We start from the raw sequence: 17,789 nt of genomic DNA, 5'->3' as shown, positions 1-17,789 counted from the left end.
AGCCTTGTCTTTCCGCATTTTACTCGATTTAAGAGTATGTGCGCAAAAATGCAGAAATACTGCGTTACGCACCGCCTCGTACTCGGTCATTTACATTTAGTAAACTCCCTCGTTCTCATCGGCGCAAGCCTTGTCTTTCCGCATTTTACTCGATTTAAGAGTATGTGCGCAAAAATGCAGAAATACTGCGTTACGCACCGCCTCGTACTCGGTCATTTACATTCAGTAAACTCCCTCGTTCTCATCGGCGCAAGCCTTGTCTTTCCGCATTTTACTCGATTTGAGAGTATGTGTGCGAAAATGCGGAAATACTGCGTTACGCACCGCATTGCAAATTTGTAAAAGGCGCATTGAGCATTTGCCGCATATACTGTATTAAAAACTTTTAAGGGGGTTTCACGTGAAACTTTTTATTGCAACAGGCTCGGCAACATACGCACAAAAGGCAAATCGGGTGCTTAATGCCGTGAATATTAAAAACCGTATTACAAGACATGCCTCCGACGGCTCTATGGGGTGCGGCTACGGAGTGGAAATATCAGAAGGCAACAGCGATGACATAGTCCGTATTCTGACCGAGGCAGGGGTACGCATTGCACATGTAAAAAGGTGGGACACATGATATATCTGGATAATGCCGCTGCAAGCTGTCCAAAGCCTCACAGCGTGCACCGTGCCGTAAGGTATGCACTGGATAATTATGCGGCAAATCCCGGCAGAAGCTCGCATAAAGAGGCTTTAAAGGCGGCTAACGCCGTTTACGACACGAGATGTATTCTTTCACAGCTCTTTGGTGCACCTGCGCCGGAAAATGTGATTTTTACTTCAAATACCACCCATGCACTCAATATTGCCCTTTACACCGCCGTCAAAAAGGGCTGTAAGGTAGTGACCTCGGTTATGGAGCATAACGCCGTTCTGAGACCGCTTTATGCCCTGCAAAAGGAAAGAGAGTGCGAAATACGCTTTTTCAGACCGGATATGGATAATGTCTGCTCCACACTTATGAATTTCTATGATGCGGCACGGGACTGCGATGTGTGCGTTTTGACGCTGTGCAGTAATGTCAACGGCTACCGTATGCCCATAAGAGAGATAGCCGAATACTGCAAAAAAAGCGGTATCACACTCATTGCCGACGGTGCTCAGGCGGCAGGATATTTTGACATAGATATACAAAAAATCGGTATAGATATGCTTTGTATCCCGTCGCAGAAGGGGCTGTTCGGTATATGCGGAGCAGGGGCATTGATTGTGGGGGACAAGTGGTGCGAAAAAATGGAGCCGATGATGACGGGGGGAAGCGGAGTTATGTCACAAAGCCGCGAAATGCCGCCGTATCTGCCCGAAAGACTGGAAGCGGGAACACTTGCCACCCTGCCCATAGTAAGTATGTGCGCCGGTGCGGAGTTTGTGGATACAGTGGGCACGGATGAGCTTTATTACCGCAGCTACACCCCGGCGCAGTATCTTCGGGAAATGCTTATGAATATGCGCAAAGTGAAAGTTTATCCGTGTTACGGAAGCATTGTACTGTTTAATGTACAAAATGCACAAAGTTTTGAGGTCGAAAAGCTGTTTGACGACGGTAATATCGCCGTTCGGAGCGGATTTCATTGTGCACCTTTGACACATGAGCATATTTTGACAGGCGAAAACGGTGCCGTCCGCGCCTCCTTTGGTGCTTTCAACAGCCCCAGGGATGCGGAATGTGTGGTGAAGAGGATAAAGTCAATGTGCTGACGCACATTGATAATCTTGCCCTTGCCCAAGAATCTTTAAATTAATATCGGTTTTCTTACGTTGCGGTATTGTTTTTTTCATATTTGTGTGGTATAATATTTATACAGCACCCGAAACAGCGGAGTTTGCCTTGCGGTAAGAGAAGTTATCCTGAGGCAAAATTTAAAAGGAGGTCGTATGAAATGGAATACATAAAAGACTTTTTCTATTATATCGGCAATCAGTTCACCAGTATGGGCATAAACGATATTTTTGACATACTGATTGTTGCCGTTATATTTTACTATATATACGTGTTCATACGCGACCGCCGTGCGGGAAAGCTGGTTTCGGGCGTTGTTTTCATACTTCTGATGCTGGTTATAAGCAGCTTTCTCAATATGCGTACCGTAAGCTTCCTGTTGCAGAACGTGGTTCAGGTGGGAATGCTGGCGGTATTCATACTGTTCCAGCCGGAATTGAGAAGCATGCTGGAAAAAATGGGTGTGGATTCCATCAGCCGTCTTAACTCCATCGGTGAGCAAAAGGAATTACAGCAGACCATCAGCACCATAGACGAAATTTCAAAGGCGGCTCAGGAGCTTTCAAACGAAAAAACCGGTGCACTTATGGTAATCGAGCGTGCCACCCGTCTGGGCGATGAGGTGCGCAGCGGTGTTGTTGTGGATGCGGAAATCACCACCTTTCTTATCAAGAATATATTCTTCAATAAGGCGCCTCTGCATGACGGCGCAATGATAATCCGTAATAACCGTATACTTGCCTGCGGATGCTTTCTTCCGCTTTCCTCAAACCGTGATATTATAAAGGACCTGGGCACACGTCACCGTGCGGCAATCGGCATCAGCGAAAGCAGTGATGCAATTGTTGTGGTGGTATCTGAGGAAACAGGTGCCATTTCACTGGCTGAAGAGGGAAATCTTGTCCGTAACTTCACCAGAGCTACTCTCAAGGAAGAGCTTATGGAGCGCATGATTGACCCGTCGCTTCTCAAAAAGAAAAAGGACAGGGACGACGAGGACGAGGAGAAAAACGAAAACAGCTTTATTTCAAAGCTTATTGACCGTATAAAAGCCAAAAAGGATAACTAGGGTAAACGATATGTCACAAAACGAAAATAAGCTCGGAACGGTAAGTGATTATACCGATAAATCCGACGAAATAAGCTCCGAAAAAAAGAGGAGAAATAATTTTATAGCCCGTATCTGTGCACTGCTTCTGGCTGTGATAATGTGGTTTTATGTTATCAGGGTCGACAGTCCTACCTACGAGGATACCTTTGACTATATCCCCATAAATCTTGTGGGCGCGGAGCAGCTGCTGGCTGACAGCGGATTTTCGGTAATTTCGGGTTATGACGGTGTTGTAAGTGTGGCGCTGTCCGGCAGACAGAGCGATATTACCCGTCTTAAGACCTCTGATATAATCGCCTCGGCGGATATTTCCGCCATAACTCTCTCCGGCTCCCATCATCTGCCCGTGAATATCGCCGTGCCCGGCGGTATAAAGGTTATGGGTTATGAGCCTACCACCCTGGAGGTGTATGTGGATTCCACACTCCAGAGAGACATTGAGGTAGTGCCCAGAATTACGTACAGCAAGGAGGCAAACGTTCTGCTGGGCGAGTATATTGCCGAGCCTGCAATCATTAAGGTTTCGGGCCCTGCAACTATTGTGAATTCCATCACCAAGGCGTCCGCTTCGGCAGACTTCGGTAAAATCACAAAAAGCATGAGCGGAACGGCGGAGCTGGAACTTTACGACACCGCGGGAAACCTTGTCACAAACCCCTATATCAAGACCAATGTTTCCTCCGTCCAGGTGACTGTGCCTGTGTATAAGCAGAAATTCCTCACCCCTGTGGTCAGATTTACGGACGATATAATTCCCGAGGAATATATTGACGTTTCCTTCTCCACCTCGCTTATTGCGGTGCAGGGAGAGGCGGAATATATTGATGCACTGGGGGACGAAATGGTTGTAGCCTCTATCGACCCGAAGCAGATAGGCGAAAAATCCACCTACGAGGTACTGCTTCAGAATGTGGATGACCGCCTGGAATATATAGGCGGAGATACCATTACGGTCGATGTATCGGTGGATAAGTCCATCCGTGATATAAAGCGTACCATACCTCTGCCTCTGGAGGAAGCCAATTTCCGTGTTAACGGTGCGGCGGGCGCCTCTTACTCAATCATCTCGCCGGAAGTGCTGTACATAGAGGCACGTGGTATAAACGCTATTGAGCTGGATGCCATTACGGCAGACGATATAACCCTTACGGCAGACCTTTCCACTATTAATGTATCGGGCGTTTACCGACGCGATGTGGTGGTAAGCTTTGATAACTCAAATGTGTTTACTTCCCAAAAGTACAGTGTGACCTTCTCTGTGGAGGTACCCGATTAAAAGCTATAAAATGTTGCCCATCAGAGAAAGCAGACGGTTGAATTCCGCCTCTGCTTTCTTTTTTAATCTGTAAATTGTTCTTACATCGCAGTCGATGTGCTCTGCCACCTCCTCCCAGGTCAGCTTCATGTAGATACGGGCCTTGAGAACGTTGTGAAGCTTGGGATCACGTATGCGTTTAAGAACATTTTCTGCCTTTTTCTCGGTGTGGCGCAGACTTCTTTCACAAGTCCTCAGCATTCCCTCAAGGTCGGCTATCACCTCTGCACCGTCACTCTCCCGCCGTTTTTCTATGTCTGCCGTAAGCAGCCGCCGCTGAGCCTGCAGGCGCTCCATACGTTGTATAATTTTATTGATATCGTCCATTCGTTATACATCACCTCTAAATACGAAATCTAGTAAAGCACAGGTAGATTATAACATATTTAAGTAATATTGTCAATAGTATTACGAAAAAAGATAAAATAATTTTCGTTGGGGACAACTTTTCTGCAATAAGCGCGGCGTAGGCGCCGAACCATTCCGCGAATGTGCCTCGCGTGATAATTATAAGTTTAAACTCCCGCGTTATAGGTACGCGGATTGGGTGCAGGGCTTACCCTGCGGCGTAAGCGCCGAGCCGATTCGCGAATGTACCTCGCGTGGTAATTATAGTTTAAACTTCCGCGTTGTAGGCACGCGGATTGGGTGCAGGGCTTACCCTGCGGCGTAGGCGCCGAGCCGATTCACGAATATACCTCGCGTGATAATTATAGTTTAAACTCCCGCGTTATAGGTACGCGGATTGGGTGCAGGGCTTACCCTGCGGCGTAAGCGCCGAGCCGATTCGCGAATGTTCTTCGCAGGACAACTATACTTTAATTTCCCGCGTTGTCGGTACGCGGATTGGGTGCAGGGCTTACCCTGCGGCGTAGGCGCCGAACCATTCCGCGAATGTACCTCGCGTGGTAATTATGGTTTAAACTCCCGCGTTATAGGTACGCGGATTGGGTGCAGGGCTTACCCTGCGGCGTAAGCGCCGAGCCGATTCGCGAATGTTCTTCGCAGGACAACTATACTTTAATTTCCCGCGTTGTCGGTGTGCGGATTGGGTGCAGGGCTTACCCTGCAATGTTAAGCTGACAGGTATGTTCTTTCTAAAATATATTATTTCTCAATTATACATTAATCATCATGGAATAAAACCGCAAAAACACATCCCAAGGCAGAATCTGCCCGGGATGTGTTCGGTTTTTATTATCGATTTTGTTGCGAATTATTTGTGCTGTTCCGCGTACTTGGCCTCGGGGGAGACGGGAACGTGAGGACATTCAAGGGGCGGTGTAAGACGGGTGGGAGCCGCCCAGCGAACGGCGTTGGTGATGATTTTCTGTATTTCGGGCTTGTAGTAGGTGGGGTTTGACTCGTGGCCCGGCTGGAAATAAAATACCTTTCCGTTCTTCTTGTGCCAGGTGCAGCCGCTTCTGAACACTTCGCCGCCGCTGAACCAGCCCAGGAAAATGAGCTCGTCGGGCTGAGGAATATCAAAGGGCTCGCCGTACATTTCCTCGCGGTCAAGCTCGATATATTCGCCGATACCCTCGGTTATGGGGTGGCTGGGCAGAATGTTCCACAGTCTTTCGCGGTCGCCGTCGCGCCAGGAAAGGTTGCCTGTCTGACCCATAAGCTTTTTGAATATTTTGGAATGATGTCCCGAGTGGAGCACAATCAGACCCATACCGCGCAGAACGCGGTCGTGTATTTTTTCCACCAATTCATCAGGTACCTGGGAATGCATGCAGTGTGCCCACCATATGAGAACATCGGTGTTGTTGAGTATTTCGTCGGTGAGACCGCAGTCGGGCATATCCAGAGTAGCGGTGCGCACACAGATATCATTGTTTACAGCAAGAAATTCCGCAATACAGCCGTGTATTCCCTTGGGGTAAATATCGCGTATTTTCTGCTCTCTTTGCTCGTGATAGTTCTCGTTCCAGACAGTTACGTTTATCATTTTTATTTCCTTTCTCAGAACTTTTTCATTATCGCCAGAATATGGTCAGCAGATGCTTTTACATCGCGTACATAGTCCGCAGGGCAGTTATCCTGCTCCACACAATAGTGTTTTACACCTGTTCTTTCGGCAGTGGCAATTATCTTTTCAAAATTCATGTTGCCGTCTCCGCAGGGGACAATTGCGGGAATGACGTGACCTTGCCCGTTAACGGCGGCGCCCATATCCTTGAGGTGCAGAATGTCAATTCTGCCGGAAAGTCTTTCTATCCAGTCGCAAACATCTCCGCCTGCGTGCTGAACCCAGTGGGTGTCCAGAACGAAGCTGATGTTGTCCCGGTCAAAGCCCTCAATGAACATTTCCATGGCGGTTTTGCCGTTGTCCAAAGGAAGAAATTCCTGCGAGTGATTGTGATAGGTGAACTTCATGCCGTCCTTTGCAAGACGTTCGCCTATGCGGTTGGCGGTCTTTATAAAGTTCTCCGTTTCTTCGGCAGAACGAGGCCAATAGCCGCCGATACCCATGTTTGTGGTGTGAAGAGCCTTGTGCTTTTCAATCATGGTTTCAAGGTCGGTGCACATCATTTCGAAATTATCGTGAGTACCCACGATTTCGATGCCTGCATCATGTGCCATTTGGTAAAAATCACCGTAATCAAAGCTGTAACAGCCTGCGGTCTGAGCCTCGTCATAGCCAAGCTCTTTAAGCTTTTTGAAGGTTGCGCGCGCCATTTCTTCGGTTTTGAAGTTTTCACGCACAGTGTAAAGCTGAATTCCTAATTTCATAATATTCTCCTTTATCAGTCAAAGAAAACAGGCTGTCCGGATTTTGCGGAGGTGTAGATTGCCTCCAGAATCTGAGTTACAACGTATGCCTGCTCGGGAAGTACGCAGGGGTCGGTATCGTTGAGAATGGAGTGTATCCACTGGTAAGCCTCGTTGAAGGGGGGATCGTTGGATGCGCCTGCGTAGAACGCAACACCGCCGGACTTCAGGTTGTAGTTGGTTTCCACAAGTCTGCCCAGGTCGTCCTTATTTACCACAAGCTTGTCGCCCATTGCCTTGGCGCCTGCCTTTGTTCCGCACAGAATTGCCGCAGATTCGATGGGCTCGTCGTAGTTGAGCGCCCAGCTGGATTCCAGATTGATGGTTGCACCGTTTTTCATTATAATGAAGCCGAATGCCGAGTCTTCAACGGTGTTGGAGTTGGGATCCCAGGGGCCCCAGACGTTTCCGCCGGCTTCGTTGAGCTTTTTGTAAGAGGTACCTACCACCATTTTGGGCTCGTAGTTGTTCATGGTGTAAAGGGTAAGGTCGAGAGCATGGGTTCCGATGTCGATAAGGGGGCCGCCGCCCTGCTCATATTCATTGAGGAAAACGCCCCAGTTGGGAACTGCTCTGCGACGGATTGCCAGCGCCTTTGCGTAGTAAATGTCGCCCAGATCGCCTCTTTCGACAATCTGTTTGAGGGTCTGGCTGTCGGCACGCTGGCGTCCCTGATAGCCGATAGTCAGCTTTTTGCCGGTTTCCTTAGCGGCATCCAGCATTTTCTTTGCTTCGGCGGAGTTTATAGCCATGGGCTTTTCACACATAACGTGCTTGCCTGCGTGAAGTGCATCGACGGTAATGAAGGAATGTGAACGGTTGGGGGTACAAACATGTACAACGTCAATGGATTTGTCTTTTAAAAGCTCCTTGTAATCGGTGTAAACCTTTGCATCGGGAGTGCCGTATTTGGTAGCAGCCGCTTTTGCTTTATCCTCAATTATGTCACAAAATGCAACCATCTCGGCTTCGGCAACCTTTGCCAGTGAGGGCATGTGCTTGCCGTTGGCGATACCGCCGCAACCGATGATACCTACTTTAAGCTTTTTCATAAAAAACCTCCAAAAAATTTTTTAGTTGTTCAAAAAAAGTATATCATTATCATGTATTTTATGATATAATAATAGTATCAAAAAATAGAATAATTTTGTCATGGTGATTAAAAATGAATGATAACTTTAATAACGATATTGAATTTTGCCGCTTTGACCGTATTTTCGTCACTCCCGATGAGAATATGCCTGCTCCGCTTGCAGAGGAAGAGTACATAATCGAGAAGGATATCAACAACGGTTTTCCGTTTCACTGCCATTCTCAGCGTGCCATGCGCCCCGGTATGACCACCAGCCCGCACATACATGAATTTATCGAAATTTTGTATTGCACCGCAGGGGAATACCATGTCACCGTTGGAGGAAAGGGATTTCAGCTCAAAAAAGGCGACCTTATAATCATAAATTCCAATGAAATTCACGAGGCAAGTGCCACTGCTGCGCCTGCGGGTTATACTGTTATTAAGTTTTCGCCCGAGCTACTGAGCTCAACACCCAAAAGCGTGTTTGAATATAAATACATGCTTCCCTTTACAATGGAGAACTCCAACATAAACAAGCTTTTCAAGTGCGAAGAAACACAAAATTCCTGTGTGCCCGAGGTGGCTGCCAATATTCTTGAGGAATTCACCAAAAAGAAATACGGCTTTGAATTGGCAGTGAGAAGCGATATATGCCGATTGTTCCTGTGGATACTGCGCCGCTGGAAGGCGGACGGTATGGAGCTGGATTTCAGCGCATCGCTCAACGAAAGCACCATGCTCAAGCTTCAGTCGGTGTTTGAGTACATCGAGCAGAACCCCCAGGAGGATATAACGCTGGAAAAAAGTGCCGCACTGTGCGGATTTTCCGCCAGTCATTTTTCACGTGTTTTCAAGCGCGCCACGGGCAAAAATTTCACGGACTACGTAAACGCCCAGCGCATCAGTGCCGCCCAGAAAATGCTGGTGACCACCGAGCTTAACATCACCGAAATTGCCATGGAGTGCGGATTTGCCTCCACCAGTTATTTTATCAAAAAATTCCGCGATAAAACGGGTGTTTCCCCCAAAAAATACAGAGCGGGGATAACAGAATAGCGGTTTACCGCTATTCTGTTTTTAATTCGCAATGCGCTTCGCTCTGCAATTCGCAATTCGCAATGCGCAATTCGCAATTAAGGAAAAAATCTGAAACGAAAATCGTTTCAGATTTTAATTATTATAATGCTTAACAAAAATACCTCGCATAAGCCTTCCCCTTGAGAAGAAGCCTTTTCAATGAAGATTTTGCGTAGCAAAATCAACATTAATTGCGCATTGCGAATTGCGCATTGATAATTGTAAAAAATATCCCAAGAGCCAAGGCTCTTGGGATGATTTTTTACTTTGCGTATTCGATAGAACGGCTCTCGCGGATAACGTGAACCTTTATCTGGCCGGGATATTCCAGCTCCTGTTCTATCTGCTTTACTATGTCACGTGCGATAACCGCCATCTTATCGTCATTTACAAGCTCGGGCTTAACCATCAGGCGCAGCTCTCTGCCTGCCTGAATAGCATAAGACTTGTCAACGCCTTCAAAGGAGTTGGCGATTTCTTCAAGCTTCTGCAGGCGCTTGATGTAGCTTTCCAGATTTTCGCGGCGTGCACCGGGACGTGCGGCGGAAATAGCGTCAGCCGCCTGAACGATAACAGCCACAAGGGTCTGAGGCTCAATATCGCCGTGATGTGCTTCAATGGCATGCAGAACCTCTTTGGATTCGCGGTATTTTCTTGCAAGGTCAACGCCCAGCTGGGTGTGAGAGCCCTCAACCTCATGGTTGACAGCCTTACCTATGTCATGCAGAAGACCTGCACGCTTTGCAAGGGCACTGTCAATGCCCAGCTCATCCGCAATAATGCCGGATATGTAAGCAACCTCAACCGAGTGCATAAGCACATTCTGGCCGTAGCTTGTACGGTATTTCAGACGACCCAGAAGCTTGATAAGCTCGCTGTTGATGCCGTGAATACCTGTCTGCAGTACAGCCTGCTCACCCTCGCGCTTGATGATGGCGTCAACCTCTGCCTTTGATTTTTCAACCGATTCCTCGATGCGGGCAGGGTGAATTCGTCCGTCGGTTACCAGCTTTTCGATGGTCAGACGAGCAACCTCGCGGCGCATGGGGTCAAAGCTGGAAAGGGTTATAGCCTCGGGTGTGTCGTCAATAATAAGGTCAACACCCGTAAGGGTTTCGATGGTTCTGATATTACGTCCCTCGCGGCCGATAATGCGTCCCTTCATGTCATCGTTGGGCAGGTCAACTACCGAAACGGTGGATTCGGAAACATGGTTTGCGGCACAGCGCTGAATAGCAAGCGTGATGATGTCACGCGCTTTTTCGTCGGCTGTATCCTTCAATTCCTGCTCGATTTCGGTGATTTTGAGAGCTGCCTCGCGGCGAACCTCGGTTTCCACCTTTTCAAGCAGATATGCCTTAGCCTCTTCAACGCTCATTTTAGAGATTTTTTCCAGAGTTTCCTGCTGTTTTTTCTCGATTTCCTGAGCCGTGATAAGCTTTTCGTCGTACTCTTTTTCCTTGGCTTTGAGCTGTTCTTCTTTCTTTTCTGCGTTTTCAAGCTTCTTTTCCAGCTGATCCTCACGCTGCGCAAGCTTTTTCTCAATACGTGATACTTCGTTGCGGCGTTCCTTGATTTCGCGCTCGGCTTCGTTCTTTACCTTGATTGCGTCCTCTTTGGCTTCAACGAGAATGGCTTTTTTCTTTTGCTCGGCGTCTTTTTTCGCATCTTCGACAATGCTTTCAGCGTGCTTTTCGGCACTGCCGATAAGCTTTTCGGCAACCTTTTTACGCCATATAATGCCTATAACGGCACCGAGAATTACGCCGATGATTGCCGCTGCTATTGCGGCGATTATTCCGTATTCTCCCATAAAAACAAACACCTCCTTAATTTTTCGGCAGAGCCGGCACTGCGCGAATACAACCGCATTACCGCCTCACTATCGGGCAAACCGCAATTCAAAACCGCAGGAAAATACAGCAAAAAGACCGCAACCTTTCCCATGCGAACATATGAATATAGAGCCCCTCCGCAAAATAAGGAGAGAATATTGTATATTTATATATTTTTAATTTTAAATTTATAACGATTAATGCCCTTATGACATGTGTATTTTTTCAATCCGTCAAAGGTTTATATCTATATATAGCGGACTGTTTATTAAACACTACCATACGTATTATTTTAATAGATTAACAGCGATATGTCAAGCATTTTTTTATGCATTTACAAATAATTCATAATTTTTTTAACAATAACATAATTTTACAGTTGAATAAAGGGCTAAAATATGTTAAAATAAAGCAGATTATATTATATAGCCGAGGTAATTTTTATTCAATGGATAACAGAACAGAGGGCAGAAAGCTCATTTCATCCAATAAAAAAGCGTATCACGACTATTTTGTGGAGGATAAAATAGAGGCGGGTATTTCCCTTTACGGCACCGAGGTCAAAAGCATCCGTCAGGGCAATGTCAACCTTAAGGACTCCTTTTGCAAAATAGAGGAGGGCGAGATTTTCGCCTACAATATACACGTTTCACCCTACGAAAGGGGAAATATATTCAATAAAGACCCCCTGCGCCCCAAAAAACTGCTTTTGCACAAAAAGGAAATTTTAAAGCTGTTCAACAAGGTGGGCAAGGACGGTTACAGCATAATTCCGCTGTGCATATATCTGACCCGCTCGTATGTCAAGGTGGAATTGGGGCTGTGCAAGGGTAAAAAGCTTTACGACAAGCGCGAAGCCCTGCAGGAAAAGCAATTAAAACGCGAAAACGAGCGGTTTGTAAAGGGCATGAGGAATGATTGATTCGAAAAGCGAATCAATCCAATGCGCAATGGGCAATTCGCAATGCGCAATTATGGAAGAAAAACACTTTGCGTTTTTCTTCATTTGTTAAGGACAAAAATATATCGGAGAAATATATGTCAAAAAATCCAAACAACATAAGAAATTTTTCAATTATCGCACACATTGACCACGGAAAGTCCACTCTTGCGGACAGACTTCTGGAAATAACCGACACTGTTACCACCCGTGAGATGGAGGAACAGCTTCTTGACAACATGGACCTGGAGCGCGAAAGAGGTATCACCATCAAGGCGCGCGCCGTAAAGCTGGATTATACCGCTCCCGACGGTCAGGTGTACGAATTAAATCTTATCGATACCCCCGGACATGTGGACTTTAACTACGAGGTTTCCCGCTCTTTGTCCGCCTGCGAGGGCGCACTGCTGGTGGTGGACGCTTCCCAGGGTATTGAGGCGCAGACGCTTGCCAACGCGTATCTTGCGGTGGACAGTGACCTTGAAATCGTGCCGGTTATCAATAAAATCGACCTTCCCTCTGCCGACCCGGACAGAGTAAAGAACGAAATTGAGGATATTATCGGTATTCCCGCCGACGATGCACCCTGTATTTCGGCAAAGACGGGACTTAATATCCCCGATGTACTTAAAGCGGTGGTGGAAAAAATACCCGCACCAAAGGCGGATTATGACCTGCCCCCCAAGGCGCTGGTGTTTGACTCGGTGTACGATTCCTACCGCGGTGTAATCGTTTACGTGCGCATGTTCGAGGGCAAGCTGTCAAAGGGAGATACCATAAAAATGATGGCAAGCGGCGAGGAATTCGAGCTGGTTGAGGTGGGCTATATGCGACCCTTCGGCTTTGAACCCACCGACACCCTGTACGCAGGCGAGGTAGGCTATCTCACTGCCAGTATAAAGACTGTAAGTCAGACACAGGTGGGCGATACGGTGACAAGTGCCTCCAACCCCACCGAAAAGGCGTTCGGCGGCTTCAAAAAAGCTCAGCCCATGGTGTATTCGGGTATCTATCCCGCCGACGGCAGCCGTTACGGCGATTTGCGTGAGGCACTGCTGAAATTACAGCTTAACGACGCGGCGCTCACCTTTGAGCCCGAGACCTCAATCGCGCTGGGCTTCGGATTCCGATGCGGTTTTCTGGGTCTTTTGCACATGGAGGTCATTCAGGAGAGAATAGAGCGTGAGTTCGACCTTGACATAATTACCACGGCACCCAGCGTTATATATAAAATAAAGCTCAGAAACGGTGAGGACATCTGGGTAGACAACCCAACAAATTACCCCACCCCCGATGAAATAGACACCTCTTACGAGCCGGTTGTCAAGGCGAGCATTATCTGCCCCACCGAGTTTGTGGGCGGTATAATGGACCTTTGTCAGGACAGACGCGGTGTTTTTGTGGATATGAAGTATCTTGACACGGTGCGTGTGGAGCTTCATTACAGACTTCCGCTGAATGAGATAATTTACGACTTTTTCGACGCATTGAAGTCGCGCAGTAAGGGCTATGCTTCGCTGGACTACGAAATGGCGGACTACGAAAAGTCATCCCTTGTGAAGCTGGATATACTCTTGAACGGCGACGTTGTGGACGCGCTTTCCTTCATCGTGCATAACGACAAGGCGTACGGCAGAGCGCGCAAAATAGCCGAGAAATTAAAGGAAAATATACCGCGCCAGATGTTTGAGGTGCCTGTTCAGGCGGCTATCGGCGGCAAGGTCATTGCCCGCGAGACCGTCAAGGCAATGCGTAAGGACGTGCTTGCCAAGTGCTACGGCGGTGATATTACCCGAAAGAAGAAGCTGCTTGAAAAGCAGAAAGAGGGTAAAAAGAAGATGCGCCGTCTGGGTACCGTTGAAGTACCGCAGGAGGCATTTATGGCGGTGCTTAAATTCGATGAATAGCGGAATTTACGTCCACATTCCCTTTTGCGTAAGAAAATGCTCCTACTGCGATTTTTATTCGGTGGGATGTGCGTCGGTGACGGATATGCAAGGGTATACCGACGCTGTTATAAGGCATATGGACATGTCGCAGAGCAAGGACTTGTTTTGCGACAGTCTTTATTTCGGCGGAGGAACTCCCTCGCTTTTGCCGACGGAATGTGTGGGCGAAATAATAAAATCGGCAAAAAAGTGCTTCAGTGTTTCGGATAACTGCGAAATTACAATGGAATGCAATCCCTGCACCATAGATAAAAAGGGCTTCGCGGAGCTTTTGCGTCATGGTGTAAACCGCGTCAGCATAGGCGTTCAGAGCCTTCACGACAGCGAATTGAACGCTTTGGGCAGACTTCATGATGCAAACGGCGCTGTAAACGCAATAGAAAATGCGCTTGAAGCGGGATTTGCAAACATAAGCTGTGACGTGATGTTCGGAATACCCCGTCAGACACGTGAAAGCTTAAGGCAAACACTGGAAAAGCTGTGCGCTCTTAAAATAAGTCATATTTCGGCGTACGGGCTGAAAATCGAAAACGGCACGCCCTTTTCGCAAATGTCCCTTGATTTGCCCGACGAGGACAGCGAAAGGGAAATGTATTTTGACATAATAAATGTGCTTAAAAGCCATGGCTTTGAGCAATACGAGATTTCAAATTTTGCCCGTGACGGCAAAAATTCACGGCATAACATAAAATACTGGCAGGGCGACGGGTATATTTCATTCGGCCCGTCTGCCTCATCTTATGTGAGCGGTCAGCGGTATACATATACGCGCAGTGTGAAGGATTACATTGAAGCGGTCACAAACGGCAAAAATCCACCCGAAAGCGAGCGTTACAGTGTTGATGAGGAAGAAAAACGGTCGGAAAGAATAATTTTCTCTCTTCGCATGAATGAGGGCATAAGCCTTTCGGAATGTGGGCTTTCGGCTGAAAAAATCACCTCAAATCCCGTTTTGTCACGGCTTATTGACGAGGACTGTATGATACTTTCGGACGACAGGCTTCGCCTTACATCAAAGGGCTTTTACATTTCAAACGGAATCATAAATGAGATTTTAGCCTTGCTTGACTGAAGGAAGGGGACCGTCGAAGACGGAGGAGGCTATACAGCGGAAAGGAGCAAAATGCAGATAACCGTCAAAAACATAAAGCTTCCCTATGATGCGGATTTTGAAAACACTTTGCCCGACATACTCCGCAAAAAGGGCATAAAGGGTGTTGAATGGTTCAGAGTGATTAAAAAATCTGTGGATGCACGCAAAAAGCCACAGATATTTTTCGTGTATACTCTTTTGTGCGAGGCCCGTGAATATCCCCGCGATGACGGGGATATTCAGTCTTATACCCCGGACGGTTTTCCGAACAATGTGACGGTAAAAAGGCGTTTTGACGGCAGTCCCGTTGTGGTGGGCTTCGGCCCCTGCGGAATGTTTTGTGCGCTGATGCTGGCAAAATGGGGATTTCAGCCCATAGTGCTGGAAAGAGGCAGTGATATAGACAAGCGAAAGGCTAAGGTAGAAAAATATTTTGCCGACGGAACGCTGGACATCGAATGTAATGTCCAGTTCGGCGAGGGCGGTGCAGGCACTTTTTCGGACGGCAAGCTCATAACCCGCGTTAAAGACGAGCGGTGCAATTTTGTGCTCAGAGAGCTGGTGCATCACGGTGCACCCGGGGAGATACTGTATAACGCCAAGCCCCATGTGGGAACGGATAAATTGCGTCAGGTGGTCAAAAGCATACGCAATGAAATAATTTCGCTGGGCGGTCAGGTGCTTTTTGACACCCGGGTGACAGATATAAAAAGGTCGGGCGGCGGATATAACGTAATTACCGAAAAGGGCGATTTTTATGCTCCTGCGGTGTTTCTTGCAAGCGGTCATTCCGCTCACGATGTGTACAATATGCTGATGAAAAACGGCGTTGAGGTTTCTCCCAAGGACTACTCGGTGGGCTTTCGGGTGGAGCATCTTCAGAAGGATGTGGATTTTTCGCTGTACGGCAGTGCGTCACAGGGTAAAAACGCCCATCTTCTGCCCAAAGGGGAATATTCTCTGTCCTACCGCGAGGGCGACAGAGGTGTGTACAGCTTCTGTATGTGCCCGGGCGGTCAGGTGGTGGCCTCCGCCAGCAGTGAAAATACCATTGTCACCAACGGCATGAGCCATTATGCCCGTGACGGAATGAATGCCAACAGCGCAATATGCATTTCGGTATTGCGCAGTGACTATGGCAATACCCCGCAGGGCGCAATGGATTTTCGTGAAAATATGGAGCGTGCCGCGTATATTCTGGGCGGAAATGACGGCAAAGCGCCCTTTCAGACGGTAGGCGACTTTCTGGAGAACAGAGTTACAAAAGATTTTGGCAAAATTATTCCCACATATCCGATGGGTGTCAGGGGCGCACGGCTTTCAAGCCTTATGCCCAACCGATATAACGGCATTTTTCAGCGCGCCATACGGAAATTCGGCAGTCAGTTCAGCTTTTTCAAAGAGGAATATGCTCCTCTTACGGGTGTGGAAACCCGTACCTCGTCTCCCTGCCGTGTCGAGCGCGGTGAGGATTTGTGTGTACGCGGTATGCCCTGCTTTTATCCCTGCGGTGAGGGTGCGGGCTATGCGGGCGGAATAACCAGCGCCGCGCTGGACGGAATCCGCTGTGCGACGGAATATGTGACAAAAGTCGAGTAATATTTGATAAAATAAATGAGCAATGCAAATTTACAAATGCCATGCATTATGAAAGTGAGGAGAGAATTATGACTCAGAATGAACTTGTACAGCTCACAAAACAGCTTTGTGTGATACCCGCACCTTCAAACCATGAGGAAAAGCGTGCGGAATTTTGCAAAAATTACTTTGAACGGGTGGGTGCAAAAGATGCGTATATTGACGATGCACTCAATGTTGTGGTGCCCATCGATTGCGATAAATATGAGGATATTGCCGTTATAATGGCGCATACCGACACGGTTTTTCCCGATATGACACCATTTACTCCCCGCGAGGAAAACGGCAGACTTTACTGTCCCGCGGTGGGGGATGACACGGTACATCTTGCATTTCTCATGCTGTGCGTGGCGGACATCATAAAATATAAAAAGAAACCCAAAATGGGACTTTTGTTTGTTGCAAACTCAGGCGAAGAGGGGCTTGGAAACCTCAAGGGCGTGCGCAAAATAATGGAGGAATACGCAAGCCGTGTAAAGGAATTTATTACGCTGGACGGCACTGTTAAGCATTTTGTTACGCATGCCGTGGGAAGCCACCGTTACCGCATAAGCATTACTGCTCAGGGCGGACATTCCTTCAGCGCTTTCGGCAACAGCAACGCGCTTCACGTGGCAAGCCAGCTTGTGACAAGGCTTTACGATATAGCTGTGCCCAAAAAGGACGGCACAAAGACTACATATAATGTGGGAATGATTTCGGGCGGTACCTCCGTAAATACCATTGCCCAGAGCGCCGAAATGCTGTACGAATACCGCTCGGACGACAAAGAATGTCTTGCATTTATGCAAAAATGCTTCCGTGAGACGGTCGAAAAGCTTTTATCCGACAGAAAAGATGACCAAGTGAATATAAATGTGGAGCTTATCGGCGAGCGTCCCTGTGGCGGAGATGTGGACAAGACTGCGCAAAAGGCGCTGGTTGACAGATGCATGGCGGCATATAATGAGGCGGGAATCGAAAATATCCGCGTGGACAGCGGTTCTACCGACTGCAATATTCCGCTTTCGCTGGGAATCCCCTCTGTGTGCATCGGAATTGCCGAGTTTTACGGCGCACATACCCGTGAGGAAAACCTTGTGCTGGAATCGCTGAATGCGGGTATTGAGGCGGCACAAAAGGTAATTGGCCACTATTTTGATGCTTGATTTTTGAAGTTTTTTGGTGTATAATGATTTTGGCGAAGCTGAAATCAGCGATATAAATTCCTGAC

Annotated in this window: 15 protein-coding genes; 10 read left to right on the top strand and 5 right to left on the bottom strand. The window is 47.7% G+C overall.

Features of this window, described 5'->3' with window-relative positions:
- Window positions 1-400 precede the first annotated feature (400 nt).
- The 4 genes from E7588_05210 (at window position 401) to E7588_05195 (ending at window position 4,152) form a co-directional block, all read left to right on the top strand.
- Window positions 401-622: a DUF3343 domain-containing protein gene (locus E7588_05210; GenBank protein MBE6688659.1), complete on the top strand. Its 222-nt coding sequence runs from the start codon at window positions 401-403 to the stop codon at window positions 620-622.
- On the top strand, window positions 619-1,743 hold the full coding sequence (locus E7588_05205; protein ID MBE6688658.1) for an aminotransferase class V-fold PLP-dependent enzyme: 1,125 nt from the start codon (window positions 619-621) through the stop codon (window positions 1,741-1,743). The genes E7588_05210 and E7588_05205 overlap by 4 nt, the downstream gene beginning before the upstream one ends.
- A gap of 182 nt (window positions 1,744-1,925) precedes the next feature.
- Window positions 1,926-2,834, top strand: coding sequence for a TIGR00159 family protein (locus E7588_05200; protein ID MBE6688657.1), 909 nt, complete (start codon window positions 1,926-1,928; stop codon window positions 2,832-2,834).
- Between the two features lie 10 nt (window positions 2,835-2,844).
- Window positions 2,845-4,152 (top strand): hypothetical protein, encoded by a 1,308-nt coding sequence (locus E7588_05195; GenBank protein MBE6688656.1) that lies wholly within the window; start codon window positions 2,845-2,847, stop codon window positions 4,150-4,152.
- 3 nt (window positions 4,153-4,155) lie between these two features.
- Here the strand turns inward: E7588_05195 and E7588_05190 are convergent, their stop codons facing one another.
- The 4 genes from E7588_05190 to E7588_05175 form a co-directional block, all read right to left on the bottom strand.
- Window positions 4,156-4,518: a hypothetical protein gene (locus E7588_05190; protein ID MBE6688655.1), complete on the bottom strand. Its 363-nt coding sequence runs from the start codon at window positions 4,516-4,518 to the stop codon at window positions 4,156-4,158.
- 889 nt (window positions 4,519-5,407) lie between these two features.
- On the bottom strand, window positions 5,408-6,145 hold the full coding sequence (locus E7588_05185) for a trehalose utilization protein ThuA (protein MBE6688654.1): 738 nt from the start codon (window positions 6,143-6,145) through the stop codon (window positions 5,408-5,410).
- A gap of 14 nt (window positions 6,146-6,159) precedes the next feature.
- Window positions 6,160-6,930, bottom strand: coding sequence for a sugar phosphate isomerase/epimerase (locus E7588_05180; GenBank protein MBE6688653.1), 771 nt, complete (start codon window positions 6,928-6,930; stop codon window positions 6,160-6,162).
- Between the two features lie 14 nt (window positions 6,931-6,944).
- A complete protein-coding gene (locus tag E7588_05175) occupies window positions 6,945-8,021 on the bottom strand; it encodes a Gfo/Idh/MocA family oxidoreductase (protein ID MBE6688652.1) in 1,077 nt (358 codons plus the stop codon).
- A gap of 113 nt (window positions 8,022-8,134) precedes the next feature.
- Between E7588_05175 and E7588_05170 the strand changes: the two genes are divergently transcribed.
- A complete protein-coding gene (locus tag E7588_05170; GenBank protein MBE6688651.1) occupies window positions 8,135-9,100 on the top strand; it encodes an AraC family transcriptional regulator in 966 nt (321 codons plus the stop codon).
- Window positions 9,101-9,383: 283 nt separating this feature from the next.
- On the opposite strand, the gene rny is transcribed toward E7588_05170, so the two are convergent.
- Window positions 9,384-10,934: a ribonuclease Y gene (rny, locus tag E7588_05165; protein ID MBE6688650.1), complete on the bottom strand. Its 1,551-nt coding sequence runs from the start codon at window positions 10,932-10,934 to the stop codon at window positions 9,384-9,386.
- Window positions 10,935-11,404: 470 nt separating this feature from the next.
- Here rny and smpB point away from each other — a divergent pair, with 470 nt between their 5' ends.
- The 5 genes from smpB to E7588_05140 all read left to right on the top strand — a co-directional run bounded on the left by smpB (window position 11,405) and on the right by E7588_05140 (window position 17,724).
- Window positions 11,405-11,878 (top strand): SsrA-binding protein SmpB, encoded by a 474-nt coding sequence (gene smpB / locus E7588_05160; GenBank protein ID MBE6688649.1) that lies wholly within the window; start codon window positions 11,405-11,407, stop codon window positions 11,876-11,878.
- Window positions 11,879-11,994: 116 nt separating this feature from the next.
- Window positions 11,995-13,803: an elongation factor 4 gene (gene lepA / locus E7588_05155; GenBank protein MBE6688648.1), complete on the top strand. Its 1,809-nt coding sequence runs from the start codon at window positions 11,995-11,997 to the stop codon at window positions 13,801-13,803.
- Window positions 13,796-14,917: a radical SAM family heme chaperone HemW gene (gene hemW, locus E7588_05150; GenBank protein MBE6688647.1), complete on the top strand. Its 1,122-nt coding sequence runs from the start codon at window positions 13,796-13,798 to the stop codon at window positions 14,915-14,917. The genes lepA and hemW overlap by 8 nt, the downstream gene beginning before the upstream one ends.
- 51 nt (window positions 14,918-14,968) lie before the next feature.
- Window positions 14,969-16,537 (top strand): hypothetical protein, encoded by a 1,569-nt coding sequence (locus E7588_05145; protein ID MBE6688646.1) that lies wholly within the window; start codon window positions 14,969-14,971, stop codon window positions 16,535-16,537.
- Window positions 16,538-16,605: 68 nt separating this feature from the next.
- Complete coding sequence (locus E7588_05140; protein ID MBE6688645.1) at window positions 16,606-17,724, top strand: M20/M25/M40 family metallo-hydrolase; 1,119 nt, start codon at window positions 16,606-16,608, stop codon at window positions 17,722-17,724.
- Window positions 17,725-17,789 lie beyond the last annotated feature (65 nt).

It is taken from the genome of Oscillospiraceae bacterium (genome assembly GCA_015065085.1).
Taxonomy (GTDB): Bacteria; Bacillota; Clostridia; order Oscillospirales; family SIG627; genus SIG627.
The sequence above is the reverse complement of the archived record's forward strand: the minus strand, read 5'-3'. Positions and strand labels throughout refer to the sequence as shown.

Coding starts and splice junctions, on each gene's coding strand:
- E7588_05140 (MBE6688645.1), top strand. CDS start 16,606: ATGACTCAGAATGAACTTGTACAGCTCACAAAACAGCTTTGTGTGATA.
- hemW (MBE6688647.1), top strand. CDS start 13,796: ATGAATAGCGGAATTTACGTCCACATTCCCTTTTGCGTAAGAAAATGC.
- E7588_05200 (MBE6688657.1), top strand. CDS start 1,926: ATGGAATACATAAAAGACTTTTTCTATTATATCGGCAATCAGTTCACC.
- E7588_05175 (MBE6688652.1), bottom strand. CDS start 8,021: ATGAAAAAGCTTAAAGTAGGTATCATCGGTTGCGGCGGTATCGCCAAC.
- smpB (MBE6688649.1), top strand. CDS start 11,405: ATGGATAACAGAACAGAGGGCAGAAAGCTCATTTCATCCAATAAAAAA.
- E7588_05170 (MBE6688651.1), top strand. CDS start 8,135: ATGAATGATAACTTTAATAACGATATTGAATTTTGCCGCTTTGACCGT.
- E7588_05195 (MBE6688656.1), top strand. CDS start 2,845: ATGTCACAAAACGAAAATAAGCTCGGAACGGTAAGTGATTATACCGAT.
- E7588_05190 (MBE6688655.1), bottom strand. CDS start 4,518: ATGGACGATATCAATAAAATTATACAACGTATGGAGCGCCTGCAGGCT.
- E7588_05145 (MBE6688646.1), top strand. CDS start 14,969: ATGCAGATAACCGTCAAAAACATAAAGCTTCCCTATGATGCGGATTTT.
- lepA (MBE6688648.1), top strand. CDS start 11,995: ATGTCAAAAAATCCAAACAACATAAGAAATTTTTCAATTATCGCACAC.
- rny (MBE6688650.1), bottom strand. CDS start 10,934: ATGGGAGAATACGGAATAATCGCCGCAATAGCAGCGGCAATCATCGGC.
- E7588_05180 (MBE6688653.1), bottom strand. CDS start 6,930: ATGAAATTAGGAATTCAGCTTTACACTGTGCGTGAAAACTTCAAAACC.
- E7588_05205 (MBE6688658.1), top strand. CDS start 619: ATGATATATCTGGATAATGCCGCTGCAAGCTGTCCAAAGCCTCACAGC.
- E7588_05185 (MBE6688654.1), bottom strand. CDS start 6,145: ATGATAAACGTAACTGTCTGGAACGAGAACTATCACGAGCAAAGAGAG.